This window comes from Bdellovibrionales bacterium (genome assembly GCA_018266295.1).
In the GTDB taxonomy this organism is placed as follows: Bacteria; Bdellovibrionota; Bdellovibrionia; order Bdellovibrionales; family Bdellovibrionaceae; genus JACMRP01.
In genome coordinates, this window is sequence record JAFEAQ010000011.1 from 719252 (window position 1) to 733033 (window position 13782).

At 47.9% G+C, this 13782-nt stretch carries 16 protein-coding genes; 7 read left to right on the forward strand and 9 right to left on the reverse strand.

Annotated elements, in window-relative coordinates:
- Positions 1-65 precede the first annotated feature (65 nt).
- Positions 66-1346 (reverse strand): DUF814 domain-containing protein, encoded by a 1281-nt coding sequence (locus tag JSU04_12265; protein MBS1971079.1) that lies wholly within the window; start codon positions 1344-1346, stop codon positions 66-68.
- Between the two features lie 34 nt (positions 1347-1380).
- Between JSU04_12265 and JSU04_12270 the strand changes: the two genes are divergently transcribed.
- Positions 1381-1653 (forward strand): hypothetical protein, encoded by a 273-nt coding sequence (locus JSU04_12270; protein ID MBS1971080.1) that lies wholly within the window; start codon positions 1381-1383, stop codon positions 1651-1653.
- Positions 1654-1667: 14 nt separating this feature from the next.
- Here JSU04_12270 and JSU04_12275 read toward each other — a convergent pair whose 3' ends face one another.
- The gene (locus JSU04_12275) at positions 1668-2480 is read right to left on the reverse strand and encodes a TIGR02147 family protein (GenBank protein MBS1971081.1); all 813 of its coding nucleotides are present in this window, start codon (positions 2478-2480) and stop codon (positions 1668-1670) included.
- A 95-nt stretch (positions 2481-2575) separates the two neighbouring features.
- Here JSU04_12275 and JSU04_12280 point away from each other — a divergent pair, with 95 nt between their 5' ends.
- The 5 genes from JSU04_12280 (at position 2576) to JSU04_12300 (ending at position 6009) form a co-directional block, all read left to right on the forward strand.
- Positions 2576-3118, forward strand: a complete 543-nt coding sequence (locus JSU04_12280; protein ID MBS1971082.1) for a hypothetical protein — start codon at positions 2576-2578, stop codon at positions 3116-3118.
- A gap of 26 nt (positions 3119-3144) precedes the next feature.
- Positions 3145-3567, forward strand: coding sequence for a hypothetical protein (locus JSU04_12285; protein MBS1971083.1), 423 nt, complete (start codon positions 3145-3147; stop codon positions 3565-3567).
- A gap of 99 nt (positions 3568-3666) precedes the next feature.
- Positions 3667-4224 carry a YceI family protein gene (locus tag JSU04_12290; GenBank protein MBS1971084.1) on the forward strand — a complete coding sequence of 186 codons (558 nt, stop codon included), beginning with the start codon at positions 3667-3669 and terminating at the stop codon, positions 4222-4224.
- A 125-nt stretch (positions 4225-4349) separates the two neighbouring features.
- The gene (locus JSU04_12295) at positions 4350-5318 is read left to right on the forward strand and encodes a hypothetical protein (protein MBS1971085.1); all 969 of its coding nucleotides are present in this window, start codon (positions 4350-4352) and stop codon (positions 5316-5318) included.
- Positions 5287-6009, forward strand: a complete 723-nt coding sequence (locus JSU04_12300) for a hypothetical protein (protein ID MBS1971086.1) — start codon at positions 5287-5289, stop codon at positions 6007-6009. Before JSU04_12295 ends, JSU04_12300 begins: the two co-directional genes overlap by 32 nt.
- Here the strand turns inward: JSU04_12300 and JSU04_12305 are convergent, their stop codons facing one another.
- The 5 genes from JSU04_12305 to JSU04_12325 form a co-directional block, all read right to left on the reverse strand.
- Positions 6010-6888, reverse strand: a complete 879-nt coding sequence (locus JSU04_12305) for an RsmB/NOP family class I SAM-dependent RNA methyltransferase (GenBank protein MBS1971087.1) — start codon at positions 6886-6888, stop codon at positions 6010-6012.
- 8 nt (positions 6889-6896) lie between these two features.
- Complete coding sequence (locus tag JSU04_12310) at positions 6897-8336, reverse strand: PAS domain-containing protein (protein ID MBS1971088.1); 1440 nt, start codon at positions 8334-8336, stop codon at positions 6897-6899.
- Positions 8336-9013, reverse strand: a complete 678-nt coding sequence (locus tag JSU04_12315) for a response regulator transcription factor (protein ID MBS1971089.1) — start codon at positions 9011-9013, stop codon at positions 8336-8338. Before JSU04_12315 ends, JSU04_12310 begins: the two co-directional genes overlap by 1 nt.
- A gap of 19 nt (positions 9014-9032) precedes the next feature.
- Positions 9033-9695, reverse strand: a complete 663-nt coding sequence (gene phoU, locus JSU04_12320; GenBank protein ID MBS1971090.1) for a phosphate signaling complex protein PhoU — start codon at positions 9693-9695, stop codon at positions 9033-9035.
- A gap of 149 nt (positions 9696-9844) precedes the next feature.
- Positions 9845-10903 carry a hypothetical protein gene (locus JSU04_12325; GenBank protein ID MBS1971091.1) on the reverse strand — a complete coding sequence of 353 codons (1059 nt, stop codon included), beginning with the start codon at positions 10901-10903 and terminating at the stop codon, positions 9845-9847.
- A 44-nt stretch (positions 10904-10947) separates the two neighbouring features.
- Here JSU04_12325 and JSU04_12330 point away from each other — a divergent pair, with 44 nt between their 5' ends.
- A complete protein-coding gene (locus tag JSU04_12330; protein MBS1971092.1) occupies positions 10948-11862 on the forward strand; it encodes a hypothetical protein in 915 nt (304 codons plus the stop codon).
- 29 nt (positions 11863-11891) lie between these two features.
- Here JSU04_12330 and JSU04_12335 read toward each other — a convergent pair whose 3' ends face one another.
- Entirely contained in the window at positions 11892-12515 is a 624-nt protein-coding gene (locus JSU04_12335; GenBank protein ID MBS1971093.1) for a hypothetical protein, read from the reverse strand.
- A gap of 757 nt (positions 12516-13272) precedes the next feature.
- On the reverse strand, positions 13273-13779 hold the full coding sequence (gene sixA / locus JSU04_12340) for a phosphohistidine phosphatase SixA (GenBank protein ID MBS1971094.1): 507 nt from the start codon (positions 13777-13779) through the stop codon (positions 13273-13275).
- Positions 13780-13782 lie beyond the last annotated feature (3 nt).

Genomic DNA, 13782 nt, shown 5'->3' on the forward strand with positions numbered 1-13782 from the left:
AAATTCTATTCTGCTGAGAGAGACAGTCAAGGCATCGAGCTAGGAAGCAAAGGGTCAAGATACGATTAAGCCGTCACCATGAATTGCTTCTCGGAATGATAGGTCACGCGGCCCAGTTTATCGCCCTTAATAGGACGAACAAAACGGCATTCCACAATGACAACCGCGTACTTCTCCCCCGGCATAAAGGTCTTTGACGAAAGAGACTCTTTTAGCACCCAAAGAGCCGCCTTTTGCAGCTCTTCGAATGGCAATTCCTGATCACGGGACCTATGCACAATGGCGTGGGCCCCCGGATAGTCCTTCAGGTGCAACCAATAGTCCCACGCCTTTGCCCGGCGAAGAAGCGCCAGGTTGTCAGCCGCCGATTTTCCGCAGTAAACGATCGCACCGGATTCCAAATGAAGCTTACGTCCTTTGGCCTCCGTATTTTTCATCAGGTCATCTACTTTTGGGCGCGCGCCCTGATCGCGTTGACTCGATTCAAAGGTGCTTTTCTCGAGCTTTACAATCTCTTCCACAAGGATCTTACGGCGTTCTTCAGTCCCCTGAACTTTGTTCGCAGCCTGCTTGCCCTTTTCAAAAACCATTTCGATATTGGCAAAAAGTTTCTGCTTAAAATCTAGAAGTCCGTGCCACTCCGTCGGAACTTTTTTCGGAGTGAAGTCTTCAGGCGAAATAGATTTTAAATAACTCCCAAGCTCGTAGTATTTTTCGGAAGAATTCTCAGCCAGCGTCCTTTCGATTTCTTCAAGAGCTTTGCGCTTTTTCTCAAGATCTTTGGTTTTCTTTTTCTCCCACTGCGCGCGCGGATCAATCGACGGACGTGCACCACCTTGGAACTCGGCAAGCCACTCTTCGTGGATTTCTCCGATATCGCGAGGCTCGGGAAGCTCACCGGTTTCAGTCTGTACTTGCAACTCGCGGGGTTTTTCCCAAGCGATACTTTTACCCTCGGACTCAACCAACATATTGGCTTGTCGTGGGATGAGAATCAGCTTGAGTTCGCAAACTTTCTGGCTATTGGCGAGTTCTATATGCAGGACGCGGCCGTAGTCCTCCGCGAGCCATATCTTGCGAAAGTACAGGTTTTTTCCATGGGAATTCAGGAATAATGCGATCGGTTTAGGCTTAGATCCTTTTTTGAAAGGACAATAGTCGGCAAAAACCAGACAAAAGGGATTCGAAGGATTCATGTCGAGGGTCAGCCAGAAGTGCTGGGTCCCACGAAAGCCTAGAGCCAAGCCACGGTCATTGGAAATCACGTCCTGAAGTTGGGCATCCTCCAGCAGGCTTCCCAACTCGGTGACCAAGGTCCTAAGCTCTAATAAACTCATCGCTTTCATTCAGTTTCCCAACGCTTTACCGATAAATCAGCATATGACAACAGATCTTCTCTTTCAAATCTTTCATCAGCATTTACATGATCCCGATTGCCAAATCGAGTCGCCAAAGGAACTGATCCAGAAGATCGTTGGCACTTACCTCGTTTTTATTTCCCGATCTGGAAATATTCCCGACGGCCATCTGCAAGATGTCATCGAAGACCTCGAAGCGGAAGTGCTAGAAATGTACCGTAAAAAAACTTACGGCCATTACTCGCTTAAAGAATACCGCGACAGTGTTAAAAAAAAACTGGATGAGCAACCGTAATCTTTTACCAAAGATTAAACCTCGAACCAGTCTAAGTTTAAACACGCCAAAGCCTCATCCTTAGAATCTTTCACACGATCGATCGCTTCTTCCAACAATACGGAAAGCCGTTCGCGCAGCCACTCATAGTCATCCTTAGAAAGACTGATGACTCCGGAATAAAAAAGATCCGCGCTACGACGCCGCTGAATTGCATCGATGGCCTTTAAACGCCACTGAGTGTGATGCTGAGCCATCAGAGGCGACTCACGCTCGAGATGCAGAACTGGTTTTAAAACACGGAACTTTGAGCGATGCTCTTCAATCAATCCATGCTCAGTCAAAAACTCCAGTGCATTCACAATCTGCGGCAGGCTCAAATTAAAATAACGCTGAAGCGCTTCAATGGTCTGCAATTGCGGGATCAAGCAGGCCATGTGAATGGCGGCGTAATGCCAGTTGCTGTAATAGATCATCTGATCTTCAGCGCTCATTTTTTCTTGGATCCGCAGGCGTTTTTTAAGCACCGTCTCCGCTTCACGCCGCTGAGAGATCTGTTTATTGATAAGATTTTCAAGACTTTTCGTGCCCGCCCGTTGGCGCACGACCAATAAAACAAAGAACTCCGTTTCATTGTCGTTAAGCCCCATCCAGCGCGCGCAGGCCTCTGCCTGCTCTAAGCTGAAATGATAGTGCCCGGTCAAAACGTGAGTAATAAAAGGGGTTTGGCATTGAATTGCCTCAGCCAAAAGCTTTCGCTGCCCCCTTCCCTGGTTAGGAGCACGCTCCATCCATTGGAGGATAAACTTCTTATAATCCTGAAATTCAAAAACTGAGAGTTTTTCCATAGTTTAGTAATACTAAATAAAAACCTTATTTTTTAGCAAATTGCAATGGCTTTCTAGAGTCCATGTATTATTGTATGTCCGTAGAGGGGGAACTCATGAAATACCTGATGTCTCTGTTGTTACTCATAACTGTCAACTCCGCTTGGTCCTTTGAAGGCGGCGTCAGTGGCGGCGGCGGCAACACCCTTTCTCCGAGAGCTCCAAGTTACCCGGTAGATCCTGAAACCGCGGAACATATGATCTACAATGCTCGCGGTGTTTTAAAAAATTACCTGACATTGAAGAAACAAGCCTACCTGGTCGGCGCCCTCCCTATTGAACAAATGGCCGCCTTTGCTCCAGTATTTAGTGCAAAAGCCAGAGTCGAAGACACCATCGAAAAGGCACACCTCCATGTCAGTGATCGACACGCATGCAAGGATGAGAACAACAATCCTGTGGATGGCAGCACGATCACACCGACACCAAACTCAATTTGCATCAGTGCGTACAATATTTCTCGCAAAGTGGATGTCTCAGATATCACACCACAATCTGCGGCGCTGATGCTCCATGAGTATGGAGAGCTTGTGGGGCTCTCTGAAGACCAAGCTGTCAAAGTCCAATCAGCAGCTCTTTCCGAGCTGCGTGGAATGTGAAAAATTTTAGAACTAAGAGGGGATCTATGAAAAAATTTGTTACAGCAACTCTGCTCACTCTGGCTGTGATTACAGCCCACGCCCAAATCGAGACTTCCGCATTGCCTTCTTCACTGGGAAAGACAATGAAAGCAATGTCGAACGATTTGAAGACCATCACGACCCAAGGAAGCAATCCACAAATGAATTCAAGCTCTGCGACTTTGGCAGATGAGTTCGTTCAGTTGACATTGCATGCAAAGGATTTTACGCCAGACTCGATCAGCTCGCTTTCGAGTGATAAACGAGCGGCTGCCAAAGCCGAATATGATAAGCAACTGGATCAAGCTGCTGACTTAGGCCGACAACTTGCTGATGCTTTCCGTAATAACAACAATACCCAAGCGGCTGCCTTGCTGAACCAACTTGTTCAGGCAAAAAAAGACGGCCACGATCAGTTCAAAAATTAATTTTTAAAACCACAAAAAGCTTTTATTCAGAGAGCCGCTGCAGGCAAAAAACCCGCAGCGCGCCCCTTCTATTGTCAAAAATTTGTTCTAGGGGGATTTATGAAGTGCCTTTTCGCTATTCTGTTTCTGATGTCCTCTGTGCAGGCTCAGGCCTCCACAACTACAAAATACAAAACAGGGCGTGACGATGGTCACCTGCAATTTCTCGCCATCGGCCGCCCCGCAATGATTCGCATCAAGGGTGAGTCACCGGGCCCACAAGGTCAAATCGACGTCGACGGCGGCAAAGCTCATGGCGAATTCACCTTGCTCCTCAGCGATCTAAACACCGGAATTGATCTTCGCGATGAGCATATGAAGAAAAAATATCTCGAGATCGATAAAAACCCAAGGGCGATACTCACCATCACTTCCTTGAACTTACCCGCCAGCGATGCAGGAAGCGACCTGCCATTTGGCGGGGACCTGACTCTTCACGGAGTCACCAAAAAAATCGAGGGACATTTCTCTTATGAAACCAGCCAAGGGACTAAAAAAAGCCAGGTAGAATTTAAAATTCATTTGAGTGATTTTAATATCGCGATTCCAAATTATGCCGGCATGACAGTGGCTGATGAGGTTCAGGTAGAGGTTCGCACGAATCTCCGTCCGGAGTAGATATGAGAGCTATTTTACTTTTCGCCTTTTTTCTCGCACCCATTTTCGCAAAAGCGTTTCCGGAAATGATTCGATACGGATATGTAAACTGCACCGCCTGCCACACCTCCCCCGGGGGTGGCGGAGTGCTCACACCCTATGGACGGGGTCTTTCTGCGGAACTCCTCAGCACTTGGGGAACCGAGAAAGAAGCTCAGTTTCTTCATGGTGTCGTCAATCTTGAAACTGTGAACGAATGGCTTTCTGTCGGCGGTGACTACCGCGGTTTACAGTATCACTATGAAAACGATCAGGTTAAAGACGGTCAGTGGATCAATATGCAAGGGGCACTCGAGGCCGCTATAAGAATTAAAAACTGGGTCTTTGATTATGCCTTTGGCCGCTTCGAAGAAAATAGCTCCTGGAGCTCAGAAACCAACCATTATTACGTCCTATTTCAGGCGAACGATTATTTTTCAATCCGCGCCGGGAAGTTCCTACCGCAATTTGGCTTGAGTATTCCGGAACACGTCTCACCGACGCGTGGCCCTCTTGGATTTGGCGCTTACGACGAGCGCAATGCCGCCGAAGCTCAATTTGCCAACGAGAATTGGACCGTCACCGGAACCTATAGCATCGCCCCGAAGGATCATACAAATTCGGATGAAAAAGCCTGGGCTTTAAAAATTGAACGGGTTTTTGCTGACACTCTTAAACCCGGAGTCAGCTACTGGAGCGGCGACCTACCACAAAGCCGTCGTCAGATATTGGGCCTGCACGGTCTTCTCGGATTTACAAAAAAATTCTTCTGGCTCACCGAGTTTGACTGGCAAGAAGATACTGCCAAAAGCACTTCAGTGACCCAACACTCCGGCGCGACCTATCAAAAATGGGGCTACGAATTTTACAAAGGTGTGATCGGACTTTTGGTTGCCGATGCCCAGCGCACCACCTTAGAAAGTCCGGCGACACAGACGGCTCACTATGGACTTGGCGTTCAATTTTTTCCACGCCCCCACTTTGAAATCGAAGGAGTGTGGATGAGAGAACGGGCTCCACAAATCACCGCTCAGGAGGGCGACTATGCGTGGCTTTTACTGCATTATTATCTCTAGCTTATTGATTCTTGGATCCTGTAACTATCACGTCCTCAAAGATCCTGGTGCCTCTTCTCAAGATACATTTTCAGAAACAACAACTGTGGGTGCTGAGGTCGTGCAAAAAAGTGTTCTCGACACTTGCCTGCGCTGTCATAGTGGAAGCAACTCGCCGACGCTCAACACTCTCGATGCCATCAAAGCAAACATTAGCAAAATACAAGATGAGGTCCTGAGTAATTCTATGCCACCGGCAGATGCCGGCTATAAACCTCTCAGCGACTGCGAAAAAGACATTTTGCAAGAGTGGATCCAAGAAGGCATGCCGGACAACTCTAGCAAGAAGGTTTTTGATCTAGCCCACTGTCAAAGCGGCGTACCGCAAACTCCGCCTAAACCTCCTATTTTAGAGATGCCGCTGACTTATGAAACGCTCACCACAGAGGTCTTGCAGCCTCGCTGCCTGCACTGCCATAACCCAAAAAGCGATGATCCAGATGCGAAAGACATCGCGCTCTATCCGTTTGCCGATCTGGTCGCGCAAAAGAACATGGTCATTGCCGCCGATGCGACTCACAGCAAGCTTTACAAATATGTCGCACGGACCGATGACGACCGAATGCCGCCTCCCGAAGACGGGGCATCTCTGACTGCCGACCAAATCGAATTTATAAAACGCTGGATCAATGCAGGGGCGCCGGAAAAATAGTTACGGATTTTTTTCGATCACAGAATAATAAAGCGGTCCAAACCCACAACGGTCTGGCATAAACGCCACGCCGTACTGGGTTTTTTCACCGATGTCGGTGGTCTCTTGCGGAATCAGTGTCACGTAGTCTTTTTTCTTCTTTAAAAGCTTATGAATCACGCCGTCGTTTTCATCGGGGTTAATACTGCAGGTGGAATACACGATCCGCCCACCCGGCTTTGCCGCAAGTAAAGCCCCTGCTAGGAGGGCATATTGGCGAGTCGCTAGGTTTTCTCCGCGGCGAGGGCTCCACTCCTCCATGGCTTTCTTATTTTCAAGCACATGGCGCTCTCCCGAACACGGAGCATCCAACAGAATCTTGTCAAAGCTGTTCGGCTCTTTAAGACCAAACTGCACGCCGTCTTTGCCCGTGACCCACACGCGGTCACGAATATTTCGAGGTACGTATTGCTGAATCACTTTTTTCAAACGTTCCCGACGTTCAGGAGATAGATCGTTCGCAAAAATCTCGCCGGAGTTTTTAAGTCCTTCGATCAGAATCAATGTCTTACCGCCTGGAGCTGCACACATATCCAAAACGCGGTCGCCCTCTTCCACTTCGAGTGCGCGTGCGACGATCACACTGGCCGGATCCATAATATAAACATTCAAAAGGTCTTCTGGCGTTCGCTCTGGCTGATAAAAGGCCTGCAACGGCAGCCAATAGGAATGATGAAGCGACGGATGTGCGGGAGCCGCGTCTTCTAAGACCACTGGCTGTGCCGAGCTTAAAAGATTTAAACGCGCGACTTGGCGCTCCGGCGCTTTGAGGGCGTCAAAGAGGTCGCCCCAACGCGAAACATAGATCTTTTCAAAATGCTGATAGAAAGTGTCTTTCATTCTAAGTCCTAAGACTTAGATGAAACAGTTTTCAGAGGGAAAGTGCAAATAAATTCAGAACCTTTGCCCATTTCGCTTTTAACCTGCACAGAACCGCCGTGGCTTTGCATAATGTGCTTTACGATGGCTAATCCTAGCCCCGTGCCGCCGGCATCGCGAGAACGGCCTTTATCGATACGATAGAATCTTTCAAACAAGCGATCGTGATGTTCCGCCGGAATTCCCGGGCCGTTATCAAGCACACGCAGGATGACTGCCCCATCGCTGGCTTTTTCCCAGCGGATTTGCACGGTTTTACCCGCACCGATGTATTTCACGGCATTAGAAACCAAATTACGCAAAACTTGCTCGACCTTACGAACATCGGCGTTGAAACTCGTCACATCCTGAGCCCCGACGACCATCACCACTTGGTTTTTATCACGCATCATCGGCGCAAACTCCGAAACGATGTGCTCAGAAACCTGCAATGGATTCACCGGCTCGAACTTAATCTCTGGATTGGACTCCAGAGTCGAAATGCTCAAAAGATCATTCACAAGGTCCGCAAGACGTTCGACATTGCGAGAAATAATATCAACAAATTTCGCCGCGTGATCAAAGTTGCCTTTATTGACGTCGGCCTTCAGCGTGTCAACATAACCCTTGATCGACGTCAGTGGAGTCCTCAGCTCATGCGAAGCATTGCCGACGAACTCGATGCGCACCAGCTCGGCTTTCTTAAGCTCCGTGATGTCGTGGAAGATCCCCATGGCACCATAGACTTCGTTGCTTTTGCTTTTACGAAGCGGATTGACCGACACCCAGAAATAGCGGACGTTTTTTTCGAGTTTCGTTTCAAGCTTTACCTGAACGCGAAAACCGCGGCCTTCATTCAAAGCCCGCAAGAACGCCTCATGGATTTCAGGATAGCGAAAGATATCCGCCAAAGTCATCGCGCTTTGAACTTGTTTCGAGTCCATAAACTGCGTCGCGAATTGTGAGTTGAAATACAAAACACGCAGATCCGTGCTGACGCTGACAATCCCCTCTTCAACCGCGCTCATGAAGGCTTGAGTCTCTTCGCGCTCTTGCTGAAGCTGATCACGGCGTTTTTTCATTTTACGATGAATGCGGTTCAAGGCGTTTTCAATTTGCGCGTACTCACCAAGCTCTTCATCGAGGAGGTCTTCGTCGTCTTCACTCTGATTTTCAAATTTTTTACTGGCTACACGGAAAGCCTTGAGGATGATCTTATGCAATGGGCGCGTAAAACGCCAAGCGATGCCGGCTGCGAGCAACAAAGTGACAAAGCTGTATTGTAAAACGATGGACCAGAAGTATCCCGTGCCGAAAGGACGGTAGGTGCTAACGATTCCCAGGCTGACAACAAAAAGCAAGTTGTAGAGAACAACTTGAATAAAATAAAATTGCCAGAAAAGCTTCCATGGGAATCGTGCTAAATTCATTATTGGGTGTCCATTTTCACGCGATAACCGACACCACGAATGGTTTCGATGTTATCGCTCCACGCCCCCAGCTTCTTGCGAAGACCAAAGACGTGAGTGTCGATGGTACGGCCGGTGACGTTAATGCCTTCACCTTGAATATTTTCAATCAATTGATCACGAGTCAACACACGCCCCTGACTTTCAATCAAATTGCCAAGAAGCTTGAACTCTGACGGCGTCAGATGCAAAGGCTCGTCATTTAGCTTTACTTCGTAGGTTTTGAAATTCACGCTCAAACCCGCAAGTTGGATAAACTCTGCATCTTTCGCAGCCGGTGCATTTTGCAGACTGGAGCGACGGAGAAGCGCCCGGACACGCGCCATAAAGACGCCCGGATCAAAAGGTTTTGTGAGGTAGTCATCGGCGCCGCCCTCAAGGCCGGTCACGATGTCTTGGGGCTCAGTCTTTGCCGTCACCATCAAAACATTCGGAGCGCCGGCAGTTTGTTTAATCTGTTGCAGGAAGTCGTGTCCACTGATTCCAGGAAGCATCCAATCCAGGATGACAAGATGAAACTTTTGTTTTTGGATTTCGCTTTGAGCCTCTTCAGCGGAAGAGCACTCTTTGACTTTAAAGCCCTGACGGAGCAAGTGCAAAGCCATCAGTTCGCGAATTTCCTGTTCATCCTCCACCACTAAGATTGCGGCGTTGGAATCATGTGTATTTCCCACCATGTCTGACATCCTTACCTGTGAACGCAAAAATAACATCTTCAGCAATATTGGTCGCGTGGTCCCCGAGACGTTCTAGGTTTCGGGCCACAAGAATGAGATCCAAGGACGCTTCTACATCTTGAGAAGCCGTTTTCATGTGACTGAGTTGATCTTTGAAAACTTTGTTTTTCAAACCATCGACTTCGTCATCCATCATCAAAATTTTCTTAGCCAGCTCGACATCGCCACGAACGAAGCAATCCAAAGATTCCTTCACCATCGCACGCACGACATTCGACATGCGGCTGATATCATCAAGGTTTTGCAGAGGCTTACGGCCACAATAGTCTTTACCGGTGTAGGCGATGTTCACGCATTGGTCGCCCATGCGCTCAAGATCGGTATTGATTTTAACGATGGAAAGAATCAAACGAAGATCCTTCGCTACAGGGCCTTGTTTTGCAAGAACCGCCAAGCAGGCATTATCGACGGCGATGTGACCTTCGTTAATTTTTTTCTCGATGTCGTGTACTTGGGCGAAACTATCGACATTGCGAGACATCAGAGCATTCGTGGCTTCGTTCAGAGCTCTTTCAACGTGACCACCCATTACGAGAATAAGTCTCTTGAGCTCGTCCAATTGCGAATCCATTGTTCTTTCCACGCTAACTCCTGACCTTTACTTACTGAAATTGATTTTAAAAAGCAAATACACTCAGGAGCGCCCCGCATTTCATTTTCTTCAAATGGAGTGCGTCAAGCGAACCTGAGAAAACCCTTACAGGATTCTAACAAAATCCTAACATTTTTCCTCTAAAAACTGACCCTTGTTGCTAAAACTAGCTGGCTTTCGTCGCGAATAGATGGCGAGAAGTCCTCGCTGTAATCCGTATACTCGTAAGCCAAGGCCCAACGGATGTCTTCGCTCGAGTCATAAGACACCCCGCCCGAGACGGATTTCAGGTTTTTATTCTTCTCTGGCTTCACCGGCGTGAGGTAATCCAAACGGACAAAGAGATCTGCTTTTTCAGTCATATCCCAACGCCCGAACAAACTTGCGCCCTCACCATCAACCACAGTTGCATGCAGGGCCGAAACATCGACTCCTGCCGCCATGTGCCCGGCCGTCATCGCGTCCGCTGGATCTTGAGTCGCATAATACTCTAATGCGAGCAGGCCGGCAGTGAACTCATAGCTTAGATTCACGGCCAGACGAGTTTTCTTGTTAAAACTGCTGTCGTAGTCATCATAGGCACCGTAGGTGTACGCAAGCATCGCATAAAACGGTGCCGCTTTCGTAAAACCGAAAAGCAGCTGGGCCTGTTTACGCTGACCGGTTTCATCGCTTTGATAACCCTCGCCATTGGTGAAACTCAAAGCCCACTGCCCCAAATCATCCGGCAGCTCGCTCTGGTACATAGCTCCCAGGTCGGACCATGCCGCATACTTGTACTTAATCATCGGTACTTGGCTCGTGACGCCCCAGAAATCGTAGTCCCATTGCTCACGCTGAAGTTCAATGTAGAAATCCGGGATCAAACCATAACGCAACTCAGAGCGAGGTGGCAAAATGCTAGTCAAGCTGAGATAGCCTTCTTTGAGCTGCGTATCGAAACGCTTCGAAGTGCTATCGCGATATTCAGAGGTCTCAAGCTGTATGAAAATTTCGTTATTATCACGAAGCGGGGCTTCAATATCGAGGTTCAATCGTGGAATTGTAAACGCGGTCACACCTTGATCGCGGGTTGGCAATTGCTTGTATGTGAAGGCAACATCCAGCTCTCCGGAAAAACCCACGTCGGTGACAGCAAATGACTTCACACTCAGACCCGAAAAAAGAGTCAAAAAGATATAAAATTTGATTTTTTTCATAAACTCATGCTGACACTGTTTAAACTCTGTCGCAAGCTATTCCCATGGGCGCAAAATTTTCTGCTATCGATATCGGTTCCAATGCCATTCGCATGATCGTCGGCGAAGTGGATAACTCCGAGATGAAAATCGTCAAAAAACTTCGCGCCCCCGTTCGTCTTGGCAAAGATGTTTTCATGAACGGCAATATCTCTGACAAAACTTTGGCCGAAGCCAAAGATGCCTTCAAAACATTTGCAAAAACCAACCGCGAATTCAAAGTCACTCGCTGCCGTGCGGTCGCGACCAGCGCTGTTCGAGAAGCGAAAAACAAAGCGAACTTTGTTAAAAGTATTTTTGCGGCGTCCAAAATTCAAATCGAAGTCATTGATGGCGTGGAAGAAGCTCGCCTTGTTCACAATGCTATTCGTAAAGAAATTGATTTAGAAAACAAACGCATCCTGTCTGTCGATGTCGGCGGTGGCAGTGTCGAAATCACCTTCTCCGAAAATGGAATGATGAGCGCTACAGAGAGCTTCCCGATGGGAACAGTGCGCGTTTTAGATCAAATGCACCGCCGTAAACTGAATGAGAACCAAATTAATGTGATTATGGGTGAGTTCGTGGCGCCGTTGACGAACTATATGGATTCCCATATCGCGGCGGGTCCGTTGCACTTTGCCGTGGGAACCGGCGGCAACTTGGAGTGCATGGCACAACTCAAAGCTCAGATTCTGAAGAAAACTCCGACAACTTACATCACTCTGCGCGAACTCAATGAGATCGCCGAGAAATTAAAGTCTTTGAGTTATAAAGATCGTATGGAAAAATTAGAATTGCGCCCAGACAGAGCCGATGTCATCCTGCCAGCAACACTGATCGTGTTGACGGCGCTCCGTCAGGCGCACGTAGAGAAGATAGTTATTCCCAAGGTAGGCCTTCGCGATGGATTGCTTTGGTCTACTGCGGGGCTGATTTAAGCCCCGCCACAGAAAATCACTGGCTGAATCTATTTATTGAAACGATCCGAGAGGCGCTTAGCGCCATTGCAAAGCTGCGGAAGCTCACCGGCTTTTGCAGAATTCACAACGAACTCGCCGCGCTTAGCATCGTATGTTTTGCAACTGAGGCCATTAAAATCATTCCCCATCGTCGCGCAGAGATAGAATGCCCCGTCTGCGATGTTTTTTGATTTATACTGAATTGATTTATTCAAATAGTTGCGAAGAGTTTTAATGTCGGTCTCGTATGATGTAGAGCAACGACCATCTTCATCAACATATTTAGAATATTTTTTCGGAGCTGGAGTCGGCACAGAGGGATCCGTGCTTTTATTAACAAGAGGATTGCAAATCTCTTGAACCGTCGTATAGGAAACGGAGAACTCTTCGCCCGTGGAAATTCTTTGCGCTTTACAAGAACGGCCATTCAAAAGGCCTTGGATCTTTTGGCAAGAAGCTGTGACGTTGTTTTCGCCATCATACTTCATAATACCACGTGTGATAATATTGTTATAAGCATCCAACGTCGCCTGAGTACAGGCCCCATTATCGACGCCAGCATCTTTTTCATTTTTAGCACAAGCCGAAAGAGCCAAAGCTCCCGCCACCAAAACCAACACCCCTAAACGCATAACCCCTCACTTTTTAATTTGAAGGGCTCACTATAAAGGAATGGACTCCACACTTAAATGGAAATGGGTGGAGTCTGCAAACACTCCTTGATCGTCAAAAAACTCGACACCGAAGCCTGCCGAAAACCATTGTCCCCCTGGCTAAAACAGTCCCCAGCACGAGATAAAGAACACGCGACCGAGTCCGACCAAGAGTCCAAAACTCTTCCGCCCCTTCTCCTCACGCCCGCCCGGAATAAGTTTTCTCTAAATTGGTCACATATCCATATGGTGATGTTATTCCCATCAAAGAAAGCCTATTTAGCTTTTATTAGAACGCTTACTTCTCTTCTTGTAAGTTTACTCTCAAAGCTTAAAGGAAAATCCTTAAAAGGCCTTTTTAACCTTCGCCCCTTTACCAGGATTCTTTCCTGGGGAAGGGATTTTAGAAATGTCATTCACTATCATGAACTCAATGATATGGAGGCTCGTGGGTTTCAAAGACCCAAGAAGAAAGCAAAGACCTCTTAGCAGAAGCCTAAGAGCTTAAAAAACATATGCAGATGTAATGGTATAACTGACTACCAGCCATCCCTCTCCCTCTGATTATGGTAAACCTATAAGTTGACCTTAATCAGAGGGTGAAGAAATAAATCTCTTCACTTGCCGAAGTGGCGTACTTTGATTCTTATTGGGGCTTTGAAAGAAAGCTTGTACTAAATGCCGAAAGGCCGGCCCGGATGGCCGGAGGCACCCACGGCGGAGCCACCACCAAACCTCACCCCACAATATGTCGCGGCTGCATCAGCCAGAGCAATTTCGCGGAGCCTGGGGTCACCGTTTTGAAGCTCTCGATTTTTAAACAGAGCATTCCGCTCTTCTTTAGTTCCAGCAATGCTTCCGTCTGGCCCGACATCAGGAAGCTTGCCAGAATGCTCAGCTGAGGTTCGTGGCCGACAATGAGGATGCGCTTATGCTCGTCCCCATGGGCCCGGAGCCAGCGCTTAAAGGCATGGGGAGGACTTGTTGGCACAAGCTCGGCAGCCTCGACGACTTTGGTTTCAATAAAGATCTGCGACACGAGTTCGGCCGTCTGACGGGCGCGAGTAAAAGGACTTGAAACGATGAGATCAATTTCATCAATCCAATCACGCAACTTCATAGCGACCTTTTGGGTGCGTTTACGGCCCTTCATGGTTAAAGGACGCAAAGCATCTTCGGCATTCTTCTTGGCAAATTCCTCACGGTCTTCAGCGAGACCGTGGCGCATAATAATCAATTCCACAAC

Excerpts from the sequence above, each read along its gene's own strand:
- JSU04_12330 (MBS1971092.1), top strand. The coding sequence starts at position 10,948 with ATGGGCGCAAAATTTTCTGCTATCGATATCGGTTCCAATGCCATTCGC.
- JSU04_12275 (MBS1971081.1), bottom strand. The coding sequence starts at position 2,480 with ATGGAAAAACTCTCAGTTTTTGAATTTCAGGATTATAAGAAGTTTATC.
- JSU04_12285 (MBS1971083.1), top strand. The coding sequence starts at position 3,145 with ATGAAAAAATTTGTTACAGCAACTCTGCTCACTCTGGCTGTGATTACA.
- JSU04_12280 (MBS1971082.1), top strand. The coding sequence starts at position 2,576 with ATGAAATACCTGATGTCTCTGTTGTTACTCATAACTGTCAACTCCGCT.
- JSU04_12270 (MBS1971080.1), top strand. The coding sequence starts at position 1,381 with ATGACAACAGATCTTCTCTTTCAAATCTTTCATCAGCATTTACATGAT.
- JSU04_12290 (MBS1971084.1), top strand. The coding sequence starts at position 3,667 with ATGAAGTGCCTTTTCGCTATTCTGTTTCTGATGTCCTCTGTGCAGGCT.
- JSU04_12300 (MBS1971086.1), top strand. The coding sequence starts at position 5,287 with ATGCGTGGCTTTTACTGCATTATTATCTCTAGCTTATTGATTCTTGGA.
- JSU04_12325 (MBS1971091.1), bottom strand. The coding sequence starts at position 10,903 with ATGAAAAAAATCAAATTTTATATCTTTTTGACTCTTTTTTCGGGTCTG.
- JSU04_12335 (MBS1971093.1), bottom strand. The coding sequence starts at position 12,515 with ATGCGTTTAGGGGTGTTGGTTTTGGTGGCGGGAGCTTTGGCTCTTTCG.
- JSU04_12310 (MBS1971088.1), bottom strand. The coding sequence starts at position 8,336 with ATGAATTTAGCACGATTCCCATGGAAGCTTTTCTGGCAATTTTATTTT.
- JSU04_12265 (MBS1971079.1), bottom strand. The coding sequence starts at position 1,346 with ATGAAAGCGATGAGTTTATTAGAGCTTAGGACCTTGGTCACCGAGTTG.
- JSU04_12305 (MBS1971087.1), bottom strand. The coding sequence starts at position 6,888 with ATGAAAGACACTTTCTATCAGCATTTTGAAAAGATCTATGTTTCGCGT.